Genomic DNA, 21,192 nt, shown 5'->3' on the forward strand with positions numbered 1-21,192 from the left:
CTATGGCCCAATGGTGCGCATTCGGGTCCACCGTGAGAGTGGCTTTGATCCAGGCGGGTGGCGGTATACCGCCACCCGTACCGGCAAGCGCCGTCTTTATTGGCGAGAACTACCTTATTGGCGAGAACTACACGCGTGAGGCTGCGGCACCTACCCGGGTGACGGCGTCGTACGTGTAAACGGGCTTGCCGCCAATGAAGACCTTCATGGCGCGCTGCATAACATCCATCGGGTCACCGCTCCACAGCACCAAATCAGCATTCTTGCCAACCTTCAGTGAGCCCATCTGCTCGGCGAGGCCCAGAACCTTGGCCGGGTTGATCGTGATGGCGCGGAGGGCAGCGTCTCGATCCAGTCCCTCTCGCACCGCAAAGCTGGCCTGATGGACCAAGAAGTTGATGGGCACCACCGGATGATCGGTGATGATGGAAATTTCGACGCCGGCCGCCGCCAACTTGCCCGGGTTGGCGATGGAGCGGGCACGCAGCTCAGGCTTGGACTTGGTGGTGAACAATGGGCCAATCAACACCGGAGTGCCACGCGCGGCCAGCACATCGGCCAGCACGTGAGCTTCGGTTCCGTGGTCAATGACCAGATCGTAGCCAAACTCGTCGGCCAGCCGGACGGCGGTGGCGACGTCGTCCGCGCGGTGGCAGTGCTGACGCCACGGGATTTCACGTCGCAGCACCATGGCCAAGGCTTCTAGGTGAGCGTCGCGGGGCCGCGGTTCCGGCTTGGCCATCCAGTTCTGGGCGTCCATGAACGCTTGGCGGATCACCAAGGCAGTACCCAAACGGGTGGACGGGGTTTGCTTCTTGTCGCCGTAAACGGTTTTTGGGTTCTCGCCCAGCGCCGACTTCACACCGCTGGGGGAGCGCAGCACCATTTCCTCGATGTAGCGCCCGTGCGTGTGCATGGCAATGGCCTGCCCACCGATGGGATTCCCGGAGCCGGGGTTCACATTGACGGTAGTGATGCCGCCAGCCAGCGCATCGTCAAAACCAGGATCAAAGGGATCCACGGCGTCAATGGCACGCACCCCGGCCATGACCGGATGCGTCATCTCGTTGACGTCACTCGTGGAGCCAAGTTCACCCTCCGGATCCATGCCCAGATGCACGTGGGCGTCAATGAAACCGGGGAGCAACCACTGGCCCTGTGCATCCAACACATCGGCGCCTTCAGGAACCACAATGGAAGCGCCCAGGCCAAGGATCTTGCCGCCTTCAACCAGCACGGTTCCGTCAAACGGTTCACCTTCCACCGGAACCACATGGGCGTTGGTGATGGCCAAGACACGCTTCTTCGCGGCGGCTGCGGCCTCACGGATGGCGGCGCTGATGGAGGCCGTGTCCGGCTTCGGGGCAGCAGCCACAGGCTTCTTCGCGCCCTTGCCTGAGGTGCCCGGCTTGCCTGAGGTGCCGGGCTTTATCGGAACAGAACCCGGCTTGCCTGCCGGAGCAGCCGCCCTGCGGGTCACCCGGCCAGGGATAAATCCGGGTGTGGGGGTGGGCTGAGAGCTGCTCATGACTGCCTTTCGCTTGTGGTCTGTGGATTCTTCCAAGCTACCAGCCGCGTAGGCCCCGCCTCGTGGGGCACGGCGTAGCGCCCACGCCGTAGGCTGGTGCGATGCATAAGAAAACAGCGCTCATCACCGGAGTGGGCCGCACCGTGGGCATTGGCGCCGCAGTGGCCCGCGCGCTCGCCGCCGATGGCTGGGACCTGGTCCTGAATTACTGGCAGGCCTACGATTCCCGCATGCCCTGGGGTATCCAGCCCGACGACGTCACCGTCCTGACAGCCGAACTCGAGTTGGCCGGTGCCCGGGTCTGGGCGTTCCCGGCAGATCTGGGTGACCCGTCCGCCGTCGACCGTCTCATGGAGTTGATTGCGCAGGAGGCCGGGCCGCTGACAGGCATGGTCATGTCGCATTGCGAGTCGATTGATTCAGGCATTCTGGACACCTCGCTGGAGAGTTTTGAGCGCCATTTCGCCGTCAACACCCGTGCCAATTGGCAGTTGATTGCCGCGTTCGCCCGCCAGGTGAAGCACGACGGCGGCGCTATTGTTGCGCTGACCAGCGACCACACAGCGTTCAACCTGCCGTACGGGGCCTCCAAGGGGGCGCTGGACAGGATAGTGATTGCGGCCGCGCGTGAATTGGGCGGGCAGGGCATCAGTGCCAACGTGCTCAACCCCGGCCCCGTGGACACCGGCTGGATGGATGAAGGCACCCGCACGGCGATGACCGCGCTGCAGCCCGGCGGCCGGCTGGGCACTCCGGCAGATGTGGCGCCGACGGTCGCTTTTCTACTCTCGCCGGGTGGGCGCTGGGTCAGTGGCCAGCTCATTAAGGCCGACGGCGGTTTCTCCGCCTAAGCACTTTGCGTCCGCGCATGGTTAAGCGTGAATCCTGCGCCACTTGCTCAGCTGCATACCCTTAACTGATAACCACGCGCAGACGCAAAGCGGCTACTTGTCAGGAAGCCGTCAAGATTGCCGCAGGCAGCGTAAAGAACACGTAAAAACAAGCTCCAAACCCACGCCACGGGTGTGCGATTGAGTCAAGACATCAACGCACATTGTGAAAGTAGGTTTGCTGTGGATTTAGTGACGTGGCTAATTTTGGGGCTGGTGGGACTGGCCTTGCTGGTCTATCTGCTGGCCGCCCTCATTCGCCCCGAGAAGTGGTGACCGGCCACCATGGATCTCAACGTTTTCTCGCTGGCCACCCAGCTCGCGGTACTAATAGTTGTGCTGGCTGCCCTGCACCAGCCGCTGGGAAAATATCTCGCCGCGACGTTCAGCAGCCACAAACATTTGGTTCTGGAACGTGGTCTCTACAAGCTTTCTGGCGTTGACACTTACGCAGATCAGCATTGGAAGGTGTACCTACGTTCGCTGCTGGCCTTCAGCGCGGTATCCATCGTGCTGCTGTTTCTGGCTCAGCTGTTGCAAGGAATACTGCCCTTCAACCGGGGGATGGGGGCCGTGGACCCGTGGGTTGCCATGAACACGGCAGTCTCCTTCGTCACCAACACCAACTGGCAAACATATGTCCCGGAGACCACTCTTGGCTTCGGGATCCAGATGATGCTCCTTGCCGTGCAGAACTTCCTCAGTGCAGCTGTGGGGCTGGCTGTTGTGGTGGCTCTCATTCGCGGCCTCACAAGAGCCCAAACCAGCAATGTTGGCAACTTCTGGGTTGACCTGACTCGCGGCACCCTGCGCGTTTTGCTCCCGATGGCAATTGTTGGCGCGTTGGTACTGATCATCACCGGCGTCATTCAAAACTGGGGCGGCACCAACATTCACACCCTCGTCACGGGTGCCCAGCAGACGGTTCCGGGTGGTCCGGTGGCGTCGCAGGAAGCCATCAAGCTTCTGGGCACCAACGGTGGCGGCTACTTCAACGCCAACTCGGCCCACCCGTTTGAAAACCCCACGGCGTTCAGCAGTCTGTTCCAGGTGTTCCTGATCCTGGTCATCCCGTTCTCCCTGCCGGCCATGTACGGACGCATGGTGGGCGACAAACGCCAGGGCTATACAGTGCTCAGCGTCATGGTGGCGTTCTGGCTGGCGTCCACCACATTCATGGCTTGGGCCATCGCCGCCATCAATGGCAGTGGCACCAGTGTAGGCGAAGGATTTGAACAGCGTCTCGGTGCTGCACCCAGCGCCTTGTTCGCCTCAGCCACCACCTTGACCTCAACGGGCGCCGTGAACGTGGCCCACGATTCCCTGCCACCATTGGCTGGCGGTTTGGCCATGCTCAATATGATGCTGGGGGAGATTGCCCCCGGCGGTGTGGGCTCGGGCCTCTACGGGATGCTGATCCTCTCGGTCGTGGCAGTGTTTATCGGCGGCCTCATGGTGGGACGCACCCCGGAGTTCCTGGGCAAGAAGATTGCTGCACCCCAGATGAAGCTGGTGGCCCTGTACATCCTGGTCACCCCTACCCTGGTACTGCTGGGTACGGCCATCACCGTCGCGACACCTGCATTAGCAGCGGCGGCACCCGCCGAGGGTCCGCACGGCTTCAGCGAAATCCTGTACGCCTTCACCTCGGCTGCCAACAACAACGGTTCCGCGTTTGGCGGCATCACTAGTTCAGGTCCCGGACTTGCCACCCTGTTGGCATTGGCGATGCTGATCGGCCGCTTCCTGCCCCTAGCACTGGTCCTGGCGCTCGCCGGATCCCTAGCCAAACAACGCAAAATCCCCGCCACCACCGGAACACTCGCCACCCACGGCCCGCTCTTTGCCGTGCTGTTGGGCGGCATCTCCTTGATCCTGACCGCTCTTACCTACTTCCCCGCGCTCGCCTTGGGCCCGGCTGCAGAAGGACTGCTGAAATGAAGCTAAACACACTGCTAGCGGCGCTGCCCCTGGCTTTCCGCAAGCTCGACCCTCGCCAAATGATCCACTCGCCAGTCATGTTTACCGTGCTGATCGGCTCCATCGTCTGCACCGCCGTGAGTATCCAGCAGCTGGCCATTGGCTCCGATTCGGCCGTATTTTCCCTCATTGTCACTGTGTGGCTCTGGCTGACGGTGCTGTTTGGCAACCTCTCCGAGGCCATAGCCGAAGGGCGTGGCAAGGCGCAGGCCGACAGTCTCCGTGCCGCCCGCACCTCAGTCATGGCACGACGCCGGACCCGGGCCTTGGTGCCCGCCGGCCAGGCAGGTGCGGGCCGGGACAGTGACGGAAACACAGTGTATGACGAGGAACTTGTGCCCGGCACCGACCTCGAGGTGGGTGACATCGTGATCTGTGAAGCTGGCGATCTGATCCCCAGCGACGGCGACGTCATTGAGGGCCTAGCCAGTGTGGATGAATCGGCCATCACCGGCGAATCCGCCCCGGTCATTCGCGAATCAGGCGGGGACAGAAGCTCCGTCACCGGCGGCACCATGGTGCTCTCGGACAGGATCGTCATCCGGATTACGGCAGCCAGCGGCAAGACGTTCCTGGACAGAATGATCTCCCTGGTGGAAGGTGCAACTCGGCAAAAGACGCCGAACGAAATCGCGTTGAACGTGCTGCTGGCCTCGCTGACCATCGTGTTCGTCGTCGCCGTTATGACGCTTGCGCCGATGGCCAACTTCGCCAGCGCCCTGCCCACCCCCGTGGTTCTGGTGGCGTTGCTGGTCTGCCTGATCCCCACCACCATCGGTGCCCTAGTGCCAGCCATCGGCATTGCCGGCATGGACAGGCTGATCCAACGCAACGTCCTAGCCACCTCCGGCCGTGCCGTGGAAACTGCCGGCGACATCACTACCCTCTTGCTTGATAAGACTGGCACCATCACCTATGGCAACCGCCGCGCCGTGAACTTCATAGCGGCCGACGGCGTGAACCAGCAGGTGCTCATCGAGACGGCACGTTTGTCCTCCCTGGCGGACGAGACACCCGAGGGTCGTTCCATCGTTGAGCTGGCGCTTGGCGACGCCGGATCGAAAGGAGCGCAGGATGTCACGGCCCAACTGACCGTTGATGTTGACGTGATTGAGTTCAGCGCTGTCACCCGCATGAGCGGGCTCAACCTACCGGTGGGGCACCCTGGAAACTCGGGGCAAACAGTACTTGAGGTACGCAAGGGTGCTGCGTCCGCCGTCGAACGCTATGTCAAGGAACGCGGCGGATTCCTGCCACAGGAACTTGAGGAAGCCGTGGCAAACATTTCCGGGACGGGCGGAACGCCGCTCTTGGTGGCTACATACAACGGCGAGCGCGCACAGGCTTTGGGCGTCATCCATTTAGCGGATGTGGTCAAACCTGGCATGAAGGAACGGTTCGCCGAACTGCGAGCCATGGGCATCAAAACCATCATGATCACCGGCGATAACAAGATCACGGCCGCTGCCATCGCTGCCGAGGCCGGGGTGGATGATTTTGTTGCCGAGGCCACCCCGGAGGACAAGCTGGCGGTCATCAAGGCCGAGCAGGAGGCTGGGAGGTTGGTGGCCATGACCGGCGATGGCACCAATGACGCCCCGGCCCTGGCAGCAGCGGATGTGGGTGTGGCCATGAATTCAGGCACCAGTGCGGCCAAGGAAGCGGCCAACATGGTGGATTTGGATTCGGATCCCACCAAGCTCATTGACATTGTGGGAATCGGCAAGCAGTTGCTGATCACGCGCGGATCGCTGACCACATTTTCGGTGGCGAACGACGTGGCCAAATACTTTGCCATTGTGCCGGCCTTGTTTGCCGCCACGTTCCCCGGGCTGGGGCTGCTGAACATCATGGGGCTGGCCTCACCTGAGAGCGCCATCCTCTCAGCCGTCATCTTCAACGCCCTTGTCATCGTGGCACTTGTACCCCTGGCGCTGCGCGGGGTGAAGTATCGGGCTGTCTCGGCAGCCCGTGCCCTGTCGCGGAACCTGCTGATCTTTGGGCTTGGCGGCGTCATTGCCCCGTTTATCGGCATCAAACTCATCGACCTGCTGGTCTCCCTCATCCCCACGATTGCCCAGCGCTAGATTTAAAGGACATCACAATGAACGCTTATGGACGTCAACTTTTCACGGCTTTGCGATTCCTGCTGTGCGCCACCGTGTTGTTGGGCCTGGCTTACCCGGCGCTTGTCTTTGGGCTGGGCCAGCTGGTAGCTCCGGCTCAGGCCAACGGATCCATCATCACCGCCGGCGGGGAGGCTGCCGGGTCTTCACTGTTGGCCCAGCCGGTGACCGGCACTGCCTACTTCTTCCCGCGGCCTTCGGCTGTGGGCTGGGACCCGGCGACGTCCTCGGCCAGCAATCTGGGACCGAACCAGGCCACGCTGGTGGAGGCGATGGCCACCAACCGCGCAGAGGTAGCGGAACGGGAGAAGATATCCATGGATGCCGTGCCTGTTGACGCAGTCACGGCCAGTGGCTCCGGGCTGGATCCTGATATCTCCCCGGCATACGCAGCCCTGCAGATGCCGCGTGTGGCCGCCGCCAATGGGCTCAGCGAAGCGGCCGTGCAGGAGTTGATTGCGGAGAACACGAGCACCGGGGTGAACGCTTTTCTGGGCCAGTCATCGGTGAACACCACCACCTTGAACGCAGCCTTGGCGGCTGTGCAGAAAACTGCTAAAGGCCTGCGAGAATAGACTATGACGCGCGGCATATTGCGAATCTTCCTCGGTGCAGCTCCTGGGGTGGGCAAAACCTACTCCATGCTGGAGGAAGGTCATGCCCAGGCCGCGGCAGGTGTTGACGTGGTGGCGGGCATTGTTCTGGACCACGGCCGGGAGCAGACCCGCGCGCAACTGGCCGGACTCGAGGTCCTGCCGGCCCGGATCATCAACTACCGAGGCACCGATTTTGCGGAGCTGGACGTCGCTGCCCTGTTGGCACGCCGTCCGGCTCTGGCGTTAGTGGACGAGTACGCGCATTCCAACATTCCCGGAGCCGGAAACGCAAAGCGCTGGCAGGATGTGGAAGAGCTCCTTGCCGCGGGCATCGATGTGTACTCAACTGTCAACGTCCAGCACCTGGCCTCGCTAGGGGACGTGGTGGAGACCATCACCGGCGTCCGACAGCAAGAAACAGTGCCGGATGACGTGGTCCGCAGGGCCGAGCAGATAGAACTGGTGGATATCCCGCCGGAACTGTTGCGCCAGCGGCTCAGCACCGGCCATGTATATGCCGCCGAGAAGGTGGATGCAGCCCTGGCCAACTACTTCAGGCTTGGTAACCTCACAGCGCTGCGCGAACTGGCGCTGCTGTGGCTGGCCGACAGGGTGGAAGAGGGTGTGGCTGCCTATAGGGAAAGCCACGGCATTGCTACCAGCTGGCCCACCCGCGAACGTGTTGTGGTGGGGCTGCCCGGCGGGCCCGAGGGCGAGGTGCTGCTGCGCCGTGCCGCCCGTATCCTGAGCCGGGTCAGCGGCGGGGAGTTGCTCGCCGTGCACGTGCCCCGGTCCGACGGCGTTGTCGGGGACGCGCCGTCGGCTCTTGAAGGGCAGCGCCAACTGGTCACGGATCTGGGCGGAACGTACCACTTTGTGGGAGGGGCGGACCCTGCTGCGGCGCTGCTGGATTTTGCCAAGAACGTGGGCGCCACCCAAATAGTCATCGGTTCCTCGCGCCGCAAACCACGCCTAGGCTTCCTCTTTGGCCCCGGGGTGGGTGCACGGGTGGTCCGGGACGCTGGGGACATGGATGTGCATATGGTCCCGCATCCTTTGAGTGGCTCCGGCGGACCTGTGCGCAACAAGGGTGAGCTGAACAAGAAACGCGTCATTGCCGGATTTATCCTGGCTGTGGCGCTCCCGATCCTCGTGGAATTCTTCACGGGAGCCTTGAGCCTGCAGACCACCATGGTGGTCCAGCTGGCGGCGACAGTCGCCGTTGCCCTGGTGGGTGGCCTTTGGCCGGCGGTGCTTGCCGCCGTGTGGGGGAGCGTGCTGCTGAACTACTTCTCGGCACCCCCCGTGGGAACCCTGAACATCAGCGACCCGGAAAATTTGCTAACCCTGGCCGTTTTCCTGTTGGTGGCCGTGGCTGTTGCCTTGGCTGTTGACCAATCCGCACGGCGCTCGCGGGAAGCTATCAGGGCCGGCGCCGAGGCCGCCACCTTGAGTGAACTGGCCCGCGGAATCCTTGCCTCCCAGGACACCGTGCAGGTGCTGCTCGAACAGCTTAGGGATCATTTCGCCATGCGCGCGGTGACCCTTTTTCGCAACACCACGTCAGCCGGTGCCCAGCCCGGTGCTCAGCCCGGAAGCGCTCAGGACGGCAACGGCTGGAGCATGGAAGCCTCTGTGGGGGATGAGCCACCGCTTGTCCCCGAGCAGGCCGACACCCTTGAAGAGGTGTCCGAGCACTGGATGCTGGGCCTCTCGGGGCGTATTTTGCCGGCCAGCGACAGGCGCCTGCTGAGCGCTTTTGGTGCACATTTACTGGCCCTGGAACAACGCGAAGCGCTCAGTGTCACTCAACGTGAGAACCTGCAGTTGAGCCAAGACAACAATATCCGGACCTCTGTTTTGCGGGCCGTGTCCCATGATCTGCGCACGCCACTTGCCGGGATCAAACTGGCCGTCAGCAGCCTGCGCCAGAGCGAGGTAACCTTCAGCCCCGAGGACGAAGCCGAGCTGTTGGGCACCATTGAGCACTATTCGGACAGGATGGATGCGCTGGTGGGCAACCTTTTAGACATGTCTCGCCTGAGCGCCCAAATGGTCAGCCCCATTGTGGGTCCGGTGGCCTGGCAAGAGGTGCTACCCGCCGCCTTGCATGGCGTCCCCTCGGACCGGGTGCGCCGGGAACTGCCACCCAATATGCCTGCCATCGACGCCGATCCTGGCTTGCTGGAGCGGGTCATTGCCAACATTGTGGAGAACGCCGTGAAGTACGCCCCGGATTCGGAAATCTTGGTGGTGGGCTCCATCGGCGGCAGTGGCAGTGCCACCATCAACGGTCACCCTGCCAGCGAGTTGCGTGTGGTGGATCATGGCAAGGGTGTTCCGGCGGCCGAGGTCATGGCCATGTTCAGGCCTTTTCAGAGGCTCGACGACGTCTCTTACGGTCCGCAGGGTGGCACAGGTGTGGGCTTGGGGTTGGCTGTTGCCAAGGGATTTACCGAAATTATGGGCGGTGTGTTGGAAGCGGTACAGACTCCCGGTGGCGGGCTGACAATGATCATTCGAATGCCGCTTTCGACCGGGATTATGAGAACACTTTGAGGACGTTGCCATGACAACAGTTTTAGTGGTTGATGACGAGCCCCAGATTTTGCGGGCCCTGCAAATCAACTTGCACGCCCACGGCTACACGGTGGTGCCGGCCCCGAACGGGACCACGGCCTTAGCCGCCGCCCAAACCCAGGCGATTGACGTCGTCGTGCTTGACTTGGGGCTGCCGGACATGGACGGTCTGGAGGTCATTGCGGGGCTGCGCGGCTGGACCGAGGTACCCATCATCGTGCTCTCCGCCCGGCACGGATCCCACGACAAGGTGGAGGCGCTGGATGCCGGAGCTGACGATTATGTGACAAAGCCGTTCGGCTTGGATGAGCTGCTGGCCAGGTTGCGGGCGGCCACGCGGCGTTCCGGTGCACAGACTGACGAGCCGCGGGTGGAGACGGCTGAATTTACCGTGGATCTGGCCAATAAACAGGTGTTTCGGCACGGTGAACCGGTGCGGATGACACCCACCGAGTGGAGCGTTTTGGAACTTTTGGTCCGTAATCCCGGCCGTCTCATCAGCCAGCAGCAGATCCTCACCGAGGTGTGGGGACCAGCTTATGCGAAAGAAACTCACTATTTGCGCGTCTATATGGCTCAGCTCCGGCGGAAACTTGAGCGCGATCCCGCAGCGCCGGTTCACCTGTTGACCGAGGCGGGCATGGGGTACCGCTTCGCTCCCTAGCACCCACGGTTTCTGCGCACCATTGCCCTCGAATCCGGCGCCACTCTTGGAGTGGCGCCGGATTCGCTCCGAACCGTGCGCGCACTCCGAATAAAGTGGCAGAATTGCAGGGCGCCATTTGGCTCGGCCCGCCAGCGCCGAGTAGTGCCATGGGCCCACCCAACTTTTAGCTTACTTTCCAAGGAAAACTGCATGAATTCTGCCCCGCCCGTCGGCAAGGCACGCACCATCGCCCTCATCTCCTTGTTCATGGCGTCGTTCATGGAACTCCTTGATGCCACCATCGTCAACGTCGCCCTGCCGGATATTGAACGGGCCCTCGGTGGCAGCAATGCCGAGTTGCAGTGGATGGTTGCTTCCTACACACTGGCCCTGGCCATCGGTTTGATCACAGGATCCCGTTTGGGCGACATTTACGGCCGCAAGAAAATCTTCATCATTGGCCTGGTCGTGTTCACCATTGCCTCCGTGTTGTGCGGTGCGGCCATGAATCCGGAGATGCTCATTGCCTCCCGTGCGCTGCAGGGCTTCGCCTCGGCAGCCATGATCCCGCAGGTGCTTTCTAGCCTGCAGGTCATGTACAAGCCCTCCGAACGGGCCGGGGCCATGGCTGGATTCTCCGCACTGGCCGGTGTAGCCGCGGTCTCCGGACCCATTCTGGGTGCGGTGCTGACCGACGCCGATATCTTCGGCTGGGGCTGGCGCACCATCTTCTTCGTCAACATTCCCGTGGGCGTCTTCGCCGTGATCTGCGCGATTAAGTTCGTCCCCGAATCCAAGGCGCCGGTCCGGCACAAACTCAACCTGTCCGGCGTCGTGATTCTGGCGGTGGGCATGATGGCCATCCTGTACCCGCTGACCATGGGACGCGAGGAGGGGTGGCCGCTGTGGACCTACCTCTCCATGGTGTTTGGGGTGCTGGTACTGGCTGGGTTCGTCATGCTCCAGCGCCGCGAAGAGATCCGGGGCGGAGAGCCGCTGGTAGCCGTTTCCCTGTTCAAGAGCCGCCCGTTCGCCGCCGGTATTGTGATGATGTTCTTGTTCTTCATCCCCATGAACGGCTTCTTCTTGATCCAGACCCTGTTCCTGCAGGTGGGCCTGGAATACCCCATTCTCAAGGCCGGCCTGACCATGCTTCCCTTCTCCATCATGGTGCCGATCCTGGCCGGTATTTCCGCCGCGATCCTGGCTAAAAAGATCGGCCGTGTGGTGCTGCAGCTTGGCCCCCTAGTCATTGCTATTGGCTTCATCGTCTTGATCTTCACGGTTCAGTCCGTGGGCGGCACGGTCACGCCGTGGCACCTGCTAGCTGGCTTGGCGCTGAGCGGCGCTGGCTTCGGTATGGTGGTGGCGCCTGTGGGCATCTTCGTCCTCTCGGAAGTCCCCACCAAGTTCGCCGGCAGCGCCTCGGGCCTGTTCAACACCACCAGCCAGCTGGCCGGCGCCCTGGGCGTTGCGATCGTGGGCACTATTTACTTCAACTCTCTGGAATCCAGCACCGGAACCAGCCAAGCGGCTGTGTTCATCGACGGCTTCACGTTCACCATGTGGGTCATGGCGGCCGGCATGGTGCTGGCCTCCATCGCGGCAACGTTCTTGCCGCGTTGGGCTAACGAATCAGATGTTTCCGGGTCCGTGGAATTGGTCGACGCTTAAGCGGTGCGCCGCCTGACCGCCGACGCCTAACCGTGCCCGCTGTGCCCGCACTCGCGTGACTTATGCGTCAAACCCGTCCTGGGTTCGGCGCATAAGTGTTTATGCGTCGAACCCGCCGTGGGCCCAGCGCATAAGGGCTGGAACTCAAGGGTGCGGAGCGCAACCGGTGCCGCAAATATCGACGATTGCCCGTCCTGGGCCGCTAGACGTGCTGGGGGCTAGAAAGTCCATGTTGCCGTAGTGTTTAGCCATGACTGACGTAACACCACAGAGCGGCACCATTCTTGCCATTTGCCGGGTCCATCAATTGATCACCACCAAGACCGGTTTCGGCGTGACGGCCATCGACAAGCGTGCTGTTGAGGGACCTGTCAGCCTGCGTAAGTATGGCGTCTTTGGTGATGTGCAGGCAGATACCGAAAACCACGGCGGACCCGATCAGGCCATTTATGCCTATTCGCAGGAGGACGCCGACTATTGGGCTGCCGAACTAGGCCGCACCATCACCCCCGGCCTATTTGGTGAAAACCTGCGTACCCAGGGCATCGAGACCACCCACGCTGTGATCGGTACGCGGTGGCGCATTGGCAAGGCGCTGCTGGAGGTCACCTCGCCACGAGTTCCCTGTGCCACCTTCGGGGAGCGGATGGGCGAGCCGCAATGGGTCAAGAGGTTCACCATCGCCGGGCGCATTGGCGCGTATCTGCGGGTGCTGGAGCACGGCAAAGCCAAGGCGGGCGACGCCGTCGTGGTTGAGCATGTGCCCCAGCACGGAATTACGGTGGGCAAGTTCTTCAGCAATGCCACGGCCAAGGACGTCCACACCTTGCAAGACCTGCACGACGCCGGAGAGCTCACCTTGGCTGCCCATTACTGGCCGTACTTCCGCCGAATTCTCGCCGCTAATAAGTAGCAGTGGGAGCCCATGTGCCGAACCTCACGGCTGCGCATCGGCTTTCCCTATAGTGCAGCGCTAAGGTATGCCCTACAATTTAAACATCCCCCACTCCGGTATCTCCTTTTATTTTCTGCCCAATTTTTGAGGCAGGAGCCTGAAGTGTTTGGGGCCCGCATGTTTTTGGCGGGCAAGTAGCGTTCATAGGGGATTGCCGGCAAAGAAACGCCATGCAGCGTTGGTTTAGATCAACTAGACCAACACTGAAGTCCGCACCGATGGTGCGCACATGGCGCGAGATCCTGCCCGGGATGCCGAGCAGCGGCTGGATTTCCCCACCGCGGCGTACCACGCCGCCTGGCCCTATGAATGAGGACGATTTGACTATGCCCGAAAACTTGACTGAAACTTCCGCTGCTGTGGAAGAAGAGAACGAAACTACTTTCGCTGACATGGGTATTGACGGCCGCGTGCTGGCTGCCCTGACTGATGTTGGCTATGAGAAGCCCTCGCCCATCCAGGCCGCAACCATCCCGTTGCTGCTCGAAGGCCGCGACGTTGTCGGTTTGGCCCAGACCGGAACCGGTAAGACCGCAGCATTCGCTGTCCCCGCCCTGTCCCGCATGGCTGAACTGATGGACCTCAACGGTCCCACCAAGAACACCCAGATCTTGGTTCTTGCTCCGACCCGTGAGCTCGCGCTCCAGGTTGCCGAAGCCTTCACCTCCTACGCCAAGCACATGGACAACTTCTCCGTTCTCCCCGTCTACGGTGGATCCGCTTACGGCCCCCAGCTGGCCGGCCTGCGCCGCGGTGCACAGGTAGTTGTCGGTACCCCCGGCCGCGTCATCGACCACCTCTCCAAGGGCTCACTGGACCTCTCCAACCTGCAGTACTTGGTGTTGGATGAAGCCGATGAGATGCTCCGTATGGGCTTCGCCGAAGACGTAGAGCAGATCCTGTCACAGACTCCGGCAGAGAAGCAGGTGGCACTGTTCTCAGCCACCATGCCTGGCCAGATCCGCCGCATCTCCAAGCAGTACCTGAACAACCCCGCCGAGGTGACGGTCAAGTCCAAGACCACCACCGGCGCCAACACCCGCCAGCGTTACTTACAGGTCATGGGCCCGCACAAGCTCGATGCGCTGACCCGCGTACTCGAGGTTGAGAAGTTCGAAGGCGTCATCGCATTCGTGCGCACCAAGATGGCCACCGAAGACTTGGCTGACAAGCTCAAGGCACGCGGCTTCCAGGCTGCCGCCATCAACGGTGACATCCCGCAGCAGCAGCGCGAGCGCACCGTCGAGGCTCTGCGCGACGGCAAGATCGACATCCTGGTCGCTACCGACGTTGCGGCCCGTGGCCTTGACGTTGAGCGCATCACGCACGTCATCAACTACGACATCCCGCATGACACCGAGTCCTATGTACACCGCATTGGTCGTACGGGCCGCGCCGGCCGTTCAGGTGACGCGATTCTGTTCATGACTCCTCGCGAGAAGTACTTGCTTCGCGCCATCGAAAAGGCTACGCGCCAGCCGGTGGAGCAGATGCACCTGCCGTCCGCAGAAACCATCAACTCCCTGCGCTTGGGCAAGTTCGCTGAGAAGATCACCGAAACCCTGGCCACCAAGGACGTTGCTAAGTTCCGCGACCTGATCGCTTCCTACGAGCAGGAGCACGACGTTCCGGCGTCGGAAATCGCTGCAGCCTTGGCTGTTATGGCACAGGGCGGCCAGCCGTTGCTCGTCAACGACCTGCCGGCAGCTCCGGAATACCAGAAGAAGGATCGTTCCAAGGATGGCTTCGGCTCACGTGGCCCGACCCGCACCCTGACCGAAGGCAACGCCACCTACCGCATCTCGGTCGGCCGTCGCCAGCGCGTCATGCCCGGCTCCATCGTTGGCGCTATCGCCAACGAAGGTGGCCTGTCCTCCTCGCAGATCGGCGGCATTGACATCCGCTCAGACCACACCCTGGTTGAGCTGCCCGCAGAACTGAGCAAGGACCAGTGGAAGGCGCTGAGCCGCACCCGCATCAGCGGCGAGCTCATCAACCTCGAGCTGGACAACGGCCGCCGCCCCGCAGGTGCCGGTGCCCCGTACAAGGCCCGTGAAGAGCGTAACGATCGCGGTCAGGGCGGCTTCAAGAAGAAGTTCGACGGCGACCGTGGCGGCTACCGCGGCGGTAACGACCGCGGTGCAGACCGTGGCAACGATCGCGGCTTCAGCAGCGACCGTGGCGGCCAGAGCCACACCGGTCACGGTGGAGGCGACCGCCGTCCCCGTCACGAAGGTGGACAGAGCTTCAACAGCAAGGGCAAGTGGTAAATACCACACCCCAAGGGCCTGAGTATTAGGCTCGGATAAGGGCCGGCTGCCATCAGGTAGCCGGCCTTTTTCTTGCCAAAACGCTTGTGTGACGCACTTCATTCTTTGCTTCTCTGGCTGCTGAAATCCCCTGAATTCTAGCGGATTTTGAACCTTGGAGAGCTGCTCAGAATTGACCCAGAGCACCCCTCTTGGGGCCTTGGGGGATGGTTGAGTAGTTCTCGATTTCGCATCCCGCAAAAGCACTGGTAAAGTATTCTCTCGTTGCCCCCCTAGCTCAGTGGTAGAGCGCGTTCTTGGTAAGAACGAGGTCACCGGATCGATTCCGGTGGGGGGCTCGCAAATGAGAAGGCTCGTGTCAAGACGGTTTGTCCGGGGCGGCACGGGCCATGCTCATTTATGGCGGCATAGCTCAGTTGGTTAGAGCGCACGACTCATAATCGTGAGGTCCCGAGATCGAGTCTCGGTGCCGCTACAGCAAGAAGACCCGTAGTTCCTTAGCCCACAAGGCATCAAGGAGCTACGGGTTTTTTCGTATCCGGGCGTCAAGATAGTGAGCCCAGCAGCTAGTGTGGACGGCAGGGCCCGGGCCGCGGGCGGCAGAGGCACTCATTTTGTGCTTTCAGTTTGCGTCCGGACCAGTGGCGTAGGCTGGCCCAATAACCTATCCCGAGAGAACCCGAGAGCGTTCAAGAGAAGGAGTAAGCATGACTAAGGTCTTGATTATTGGCGGTCATGGAAAAGTTGCCCTGCTATTGGCGCCGCTGTTGACGGCCGCTGGTATGGAGGTCACCTCGGTGATCCGCAACGCAGCCCATATTGATGATGTGGCGGCCACCGGGGCAACTGCCGTGGTGCACGACGTCGTTTCCTCCTCGGTTACTGAACTCGCCGATCTCTTTGCCGGCCATGACGCCATTGTTTGGTCCGCCGGGGCTGGGGGAGGGGAGCCCGAACGCACTTACGCTGTAGACCGTGATGCTGCCATTGCCACCATGGACGCGGCTGAGAAAGCCGGTGTCGAGCGTTATGTCATGGTGTCCTATCATGGTGCCGGCCCAGACCATGGGGTGCCCCCAGAGAACAGCTTTTACGCCTACGCCGAGTCCAAGGCTGCCGCGGATGCCCGACTGCGCGAAGCTGCCCTTGCCTGGACCATTGTGGGCCCTGGCTCGCTGACTTTGGAAGAACCCACCGGGCTCATCGACACAGCCCCTGTTGCCGGCACTTCACGCGGTACTTCTCGGGCCAACACTGCCTTGGTGATCGCCGCTGTCCTGCAACGGCCGGACACAATTCTGCGCACCATTGAGTTCACGGACGGAGAAGTGCCCGTAGAGGAGGCCATCGCCCCGTAAAATAAATTCCGTGGAACAGCTCATCTTGATCATCGGACTCCTTTTTGCAACAGTGATTGCTGTGGGTTTGGGCGACAAGCTCAAACTTCCCTATCCGGTGCTGATGCTCGTCATGGCTGGGGCGTTGACGTTCATCCCAGGATTTCCGGACCTGCGCATTGATCCTGAGCTGATTCTGCCGATCTTCTTGCCACCCTTGCTCTTTGCCACGGCACAGAAAAGTTCTTGGGCGGTGTTCCGTGTTCGCTGGCGCACCATCTTGCTCATGGCGGTGGCCCTAGTAGTTGTGTCATCGGCCATGGTGGCCGGTGCAGCGTGGATGCTGATCCCCAGCATCGGCATCCCCGCCGCGATCGCCTTGGGTGCCATGTGCGCACCTCCGGATCCGGTGGCTGTGGAATCGATCGCCGGGCGCGTCCATATGCCACGCAAGCTCATCACAGTGCTCCAGAGCGAGGGCCTGTTCAACGACGCCGCAGCCATTGTCATCTTCCAAGCGGCCGTGGCCAGTGCCATGGATGGGGAACCGTTCGGTGTGGGAGTGATCGGGAAGTTCCTGCTGGGAGCAGCCCTCGCCATCGTCGTGGGCATGCTCATGGGTTGGGTGACTGGGCTGATCACCAAACTTATTACTTCGTCGGTGGCCCGTAGCGCAGTAACCCTTGTGGTGCCGTTTGCTGCCTACATCCTGGCGGAGGAGGTGCACGCCTCCGGTGTCATCGCAGTCGTGGTTACAGCCTTGGAAATTAGGCGCCATGCCCGGGCCGAGGACGCCACTGAACGCATCACCCGCGCAGCTTTCTGGGATGTGGTGGAACTACTTGTCACCGGCTTGGCGTTCGGGTTGGTGGGCCTTGAAGTTCGGGAAGTCATCAAGGCTGAGGGCTCGGATATTTGGGGCATGCTCCCACTGGCCTTTGCTATCAGCGTTCTGGTGATTCTGGTCAGGTTCCTGTGGTTCGCACTGCTGGCGCTGCTATCCAGAGCTAGTGATAGCGATACTCCACCCACCGGCATCAAGGACGTCGTAATCCTCACGTGGTGTGGCATGCGTGGGCTGGCAACCTTGGCATTGGCCTTGGCTCTGCCTGTCACGATGCCCGGTGGTGGCGACTTTCCGGCGCGGCACGAGATCATTGTGGTGGCCTGTGCAGTCCTGCTGACCACCTTGGTGTTGCCCGGGCTGACTCTGCCGTGGCTCATGCGGATACTCAAGGCCACCGATGACGGTTCCGACGAACGCGAGGCGGCCAAAGTGTTGGCGTTGCGGGCTCAGGAAGCAGCTATCGCAGCCCTACGCGATAACGATCTGATCAGGAGTCTGCCGCCGGAGAAGACGGCCGTTGTGCGGGAAAAGATGAAGCGCCTGCATGCTGAACTGCTTGATGGCAGTCTGAAGAATGAAGCGTTGGACGAGCGTCGTCGCCGTGGCCGCGAACTGGCCATTACGGTCCAGACCATTGCCTTGGACGCGGCCCGAGCCGAAGTGCTCAGTGCCCGCAACGAGCCTGAATCGGATCCCGAGGTGGTGGACCGGGTGCTACGGCAGCTGGATCTGCGCACCATGGCCATGCCGGAGAACTAGTCAGCTAGCATTCCACCATGGAACCTTTGCGTAGCGCAGTGACAGGGGAATGGCTCAAACCGCTCGTGGAAACCACTTGGTACAACATGCATGGCGTGGTGCCCCGCGGGTTTGCCGCGTATGCCAGGGTCTTCCATCAAGCGTGGCGGGACCGCCCCGTGGACACCGGAACATGGCATGGGCACGAGCTGCCCGCCCAGGGCGCCATTGAGAGCTGCAGGGTGAGCTGGTCCGACGTCGCACATGCCTTTGGTAAACAAATGCACCCTCTGGCCCAGTTCCACCGCCTGAAAGGGCCGGAGACGCCCAAGTTAGGTCCGTTGGATGTGGCTGGCTGGCGTTATTCGGATCCCGACACTGGCAATCTAGGCACTGATGTCTTGGCCGCAGTTGCGGCCCATCTTTGTGCCCATACGGCGTCGCCGGAGCAGGGCGTTACGGGCATTTGGGACGGATACGGCGGACTCACCAGCGAGGCAGGCTACGTCGAAGTAACGTTTACGGACGACGGCGGTTGGCCAGACTTTGGCGCCGAGGGTTTGCAAAGTTCGGAACCTGGCTCGGGCCTGCTCCCCGCTGACGTGGTGAGTGCCGGAACACTGGATCTGCCAGGCCGCAGCTACTACCTCTTTGACACGCCACCGCGGGCATATGCCAGCACGGACTGGGTCAATCAGGCCCCGTGGCAGCATTCGCCCACGTGGCCTCAATCGCCAAACCTGCTGTGGCCAGCGGACCATGCTTGGGTGTTGGTCACGGAGATTGATTTTGATTCCACAGTGGTGGGCGGCAGCACGGAATTGATTGCTGCCATTGTCCAAGACCCGAGCATTGAGGCCTTGGTACTGCCAGCCGGGGCGGATCTGACATGGGACGCGGACGTACCCAACCGCCCTGTGGTCTAGACCAGAGGCGGATAATCTGGTGCAATCCGCCAGACTATCCGGCGCAGCTTTGTAGCTCAGCACAGCTCATAGGAATGATTTGCCGTATACGGTAGATATATGTCTAGCATCGTTGGCAATGAAGCCGCTTCAACTCCTGTCCGCACCCGCAACATCCCTGCAGAGATTGCTCGCTCATGGCTTCTGGTTCCGGCAACCCGTCCGGAGATCTTTGACGAGGCCGCAAGCTCTCGCGCCGACGCCATTGTGCTGGATATTGAAGACGCCGTTGACCCCAAGATGAAGGATGCGGCCCGTGCCGACGTCATCGACTGGCTGCGCAACGGCGGCCAGGCCTGGGTTCGCATCAACGACGTCCACTCCAAGTTCTGGGCCGACGACGTCGCCAACCTGCGCAACGTCCCCGGACTGCTCGGCGTCATGCTCGCCAAGACCGAACAGGCAGAGCAGGTCAAGGAAACCTACCACCGCCTCGACGGCAAAACACGCGTGCTAGCCCTAGTTGAATCAGCCCTTGGCATCGAGGAAGCCAACAACATCGCCCGCGCCGAAGGGGCCTTCCGCCTCGCCTTCGGATCCGGCGACTTCCGCCGCGACACCGGCATGGCCGCCGACCGTGAAGCAATGGCCTACCCCCGCGCCAAGCTCGTCGTCGCCAGCCGCGTCGGCAACCTGCCCGGCCCCATCGATGGCCCCACCGTGGGAACCAACCACCCGATCCTGCGCGAACAGTCGGCCATCACCGTCTCGATGGGTATGACCGGCAAGCTGTGCCTGGCCGTCGATCAGACAACCATCATCAACGAAGTCATCAGCCCCACCCCCTCCGACGTCGCCTGGGCCACGGACTTCATGAATGACTTCAACGCCCGCGGCGGCGTCATCCGCGACGGTTCCGACCTGCCCCGCCTGGGCCGTGCCGAGAAGATCATGAAGCTGGCCGTGGCCTACGGCGTCCAGCCCGCGCTCTAGCCACCATGGTGCAGACGGGCGGGCTGGTCCGGGGCGTCACTTGGGCCACTGAGGGCCCGGCGCTGTCCCTGACAACGGACGACGGCGATGCGCGGCTACCTTTGCTGCCCGGACAATGGCTGAGGTTTGAGGTGCTCTCCGGCGATGGCGTCCCTGCCCGGTTCTGCCTAGGGTTCACCCGGGTAGAGGAGTCGGGGCAGCCGCAGCACTTCCCATGTCCGTCAGGACAAGGGGCCGAACGTGGCTTCCAATGCGGAGCCTGCTTCGCCAAGGATCAGATGCGGCTCATGCATGACTTCCATCGCAGCGGTCAGGGCTCACCCGGCTTGAAGGCGTACTTGTCGATGCAGCACTGGCTGTACATAGCCACGTTTGCTGACGGCACCACCAAGGTGGGCACAGCCTCTGAACGGAGTAAATGGAGCCGCCTTGCCGAGCAAGGCGCGCTCGTGGCCCGTTACGTGGCCAGGGCTCAAGACGGCTCGGTAGTGCGGCACTTAGAAGATGCCGTTTCAACTAACTTGCCGCCCACTCAATTTGTCCGCGGTGCCGCAAAGTTCGCCGCACTTTTGCATCCTCGGCCACCGCTGCACGTGGAGCAGACCAACAAGGCGATGGCCGACGTCGTGCGTGACTATGTGGCGGAGCTTTCCCTCGAGGGTTTCGAGACGGTGGAGGAGCAATGGCGCAGGAGCGATTTCTCCGACGCCGTGGCAACACCCGGCCGGCGCACGGCCTATCCACAGTCGCTGGATGCGGGGCAGCACGGCATGAGGCTGGACTCCATTCTCGGCCCCATTGCCTTGGCCCGATTAGACGGCGCCGACGGAGCGTTCCTGGTGGATCTCGGCGCGCTCAAGGGCCGCAAGGTTCGCTTCGGCAACTTCCAGACCGAGGTCCCGGCGCTGCAAGAATCGCTCTTCTAGCACGCCGCAGCTCCCACCCACGGACCGCCCCACCGACGCGCCCACCGCCCCAACGACGCGCCCACCCACCGACGCTATCGCAGCAATGGTTGGTTTTTCCCGGACCCTATCGCAGCAACGGTATTTGTCAACCTGCTTGAGAGAGGTTGGTGGTTTGGGTGTGGTGTTTGGGGTCGTTGATGGCGACGTAGTCGTCGATTT

General features: G+C 61.9%; 16 protein-coding genes and 2 tRNA genes. 17 read left to right on the forward strand and 1 reads right to left on the reverse strand.

The window, feature by feature from the left end:
* Positions 1–127: 127 nt before the first annotated feature.
* Complete coding sequence (locus AB0O97_RS19195; RefSeq protein ID WP_363884813.1) at positions 128–1,528, reverse strand: amidohydrolase; 1,401 nt, start codon at positions 1,526–1,528, stop codon at positions 128–130.
* Between the two features lie 101 nt (positions 1,529–1,629).
* Here AB0O97_RS19195 and AB0O97_RS19200 point away from each other — a divergent pair, with 101 nt between their 5' ends.
* The 17 genes from AB0O97_RS19200 (at position 1,630) to AB0O97_RS19280 (ending at position 20,991) form a co-directional block, all read left to right on the forward strand.
* Positions 1,630–2,379, forward strand: a complete 750-nt coding sequence (locus tag AB0O97_RS19200; RefSeq protein ID WP_363884815.1) for an SDR family oxidoreductase — start codon at positions 1,630–1,632, stop codon at positions 2,377–2,379.
* A gap of 222 nt (positions 2,380–2,601) precedes the next feature.
* Entirely contained in the window at positions 2,602–2,694 is a 93-nt protein-coding gene (gene kdpF / locus AB0O97_RS19205; protein WP_104110109.1) for a K(+)-transporting ATPase subunit F, read from the forward strand.
* Positions 2,695–2,703: 9 nt separating this feature from the next.
* Positions 2,704–4,359 carry a potassium-transporting ATPase subunit KdpA gene (gene kdpA / locus AB0O97_RS19210; RefSeq protein WP_363884817.1) on the forward strand — a complete coding sequence of 552 codons (1,656 nt, stop codon included), beginning with the start codon at positions 2,704–2,706 and terminating at the stop codon, positions 4,357–4,359.
* Complete coding sequence (gene kdpB, locus AB0O97_RS19215) at positions 4,356–6,485, forward strand: potassium-transporting ATPase subunit KdpB (RefSeq protein WP_363884818.1); 2,130 nt, start codon at positions 4,356–4,358, stop codon at positions 6,483–6,485. Before kdpA ends, kdpB begins: the two co-directional genes overlap by 4 nt.
* A 17-nt stretch (positions 6,486–6,502) precedes the next feature.
* Complete coding sequence (gene kdpC / locus AB0O97_RS19220; RefSeq protein ID WP_363884820.1) at positions 6,503–7,099, forward strand: potassium-transporting ATPase subunit KdpC; 597 nt, start codon at positions 6,503–6,505, stop codon at positions 7,097–7,099.
* 3 nt (positions 7,100–7,102) lie between these two features.
* Positions 7,103–9,679 (forward strand): DUF4118 domain-containing protein, encoded by a 2,577-nt coding sequence (locus AB0O97_RS19225; RefSeq protein ID WP_363884822.1) that lies wholly within the window; start codon positions 7,103–7,105, stop codon positions 9,677–9,679.
* 10 nt (positions 9,680–9,689) lie between these two features.
* Entirely contained in the window at positions 9,690–10,364 is a 675-nt protein-coding gene (locus AB0O97_RS19230) for a response regulator (RefSeq protein WP_363884823.1), read from the forward strand.
* Between the two features lie 192 nt (positions 10,365–10,556).
* Complete coding sequence (locus tag AB0O97_RS19235; RefSeq protein ID WP_363884825.1) at positions 10,557–12,020, forward strand: MFS transporter; 1,464 nt, start codon at positions 10,557–10,559, stop codon at positions 12,018–12,020.
* Between the two features lie 250 nt (positions 12,021–12,270).
* On the forward strand, positions 12,271–12,933 hold the full coding sequence (locus AB0O97_RS19240; RefSeq protein ID WP_363843155.1) for an MOSC domain-containing protein: 663 nt from the start codon (positions 12,271–12,273) through the stop codon (positions 12,931–12,933).
* A 434-nt stretch (positions 12,934–13,367) separates the two neighbouring features.
* Entirely contained in the window at positions 13,368–15,245 is a 1,878-nt protein-coding gene (locus tag AB0O97_RS19245; RefSeq protein ID WP_363884832.1) for a DEAD/DEAH box helicase, read from the forward strand.
* Positions 15,246–15,511: 266 nt separating this feature from the next.
* Positions 15,512–15,583: transfer RNA gene (locus AB0O97_RS19250), tRNA-Thr, on the forward strand.
* 63 nt (positions 15,584–15,646) lie between these two features.
* A tRNA-Met gene (locus AB0O97_RS19255) sits at positions 15,647–15,720 on the forward strand.
* Between the two features lie 232 nt (positions 15,721–15,952).
* Positions 15,953–16,603: an NAD(P)H-binding protein gene (locus AB0O97_RS19260; RefSeq protein WP_363884826.1), complete on the forward strand. Its 651-nt coding sequence runs from the start codon at positions 15,953–15,955 to the stop codon at positions 16,601–16,603.
* 10 nt (positions 16,604–16,613) lie between these two features.
* Positions 16,614–18,188: a Na+/H+ antiporter gene (locus AB0O97_RS19265; RefSeq protein ID WP_363884827.1), complete on the forward strand. Its 1,575-nt coding sequence runs from the start codon at positions 16,614–16,616 to the stop codon at positions 18,186–18,188.
* Positions 18,189–18,205: 17 nt separating this feature from the next.
* Positions 18,206–19,093, forward strand: coding sequence for a hypothetical protein (locus tag AB0O97_RS19270; protein ID WP_363884829.1), 888 nt, complete (start codon positions 18,206–18,208; stop codon positions 19,091–19,093).
* Between the two features lie 99 nt (positions 19,094–19,192).
* Positions 19,193–20,065 (forward strand): CoA ester lyase, encoded by an 873-nt coding sequence (locus tag AB0O97_RS19275; protein WP_363843173.1) that lies wholly within the window; start codon positions 19,193–19,195, stop codon positions 20,063–20,065.
* Between the two features lie 5 nt (positions 20,066–20,070).
* Complete coding sequence (locus AB0O97_RS19280) at positions 20,071–20,991, forward strand: DUF2797 domain-containing protein (RefSeq protein WP_363884830.1); 921 nt, start codon at positions 20,071–20,073, stop codon at positions 20,989–20,991.
* The last annotated feature ends 201 nt before the right edge of the window (positions 20,992–21,192 follow it).

This window comes from Specibacter sp. NPDC078692 (genome assembly GCF_040686835.1).
Classification (GTDB): Bacteria; Actinomycetota; Actinomycetes; order Actinomycetales; family Micrococcaceae; genus Specibacter.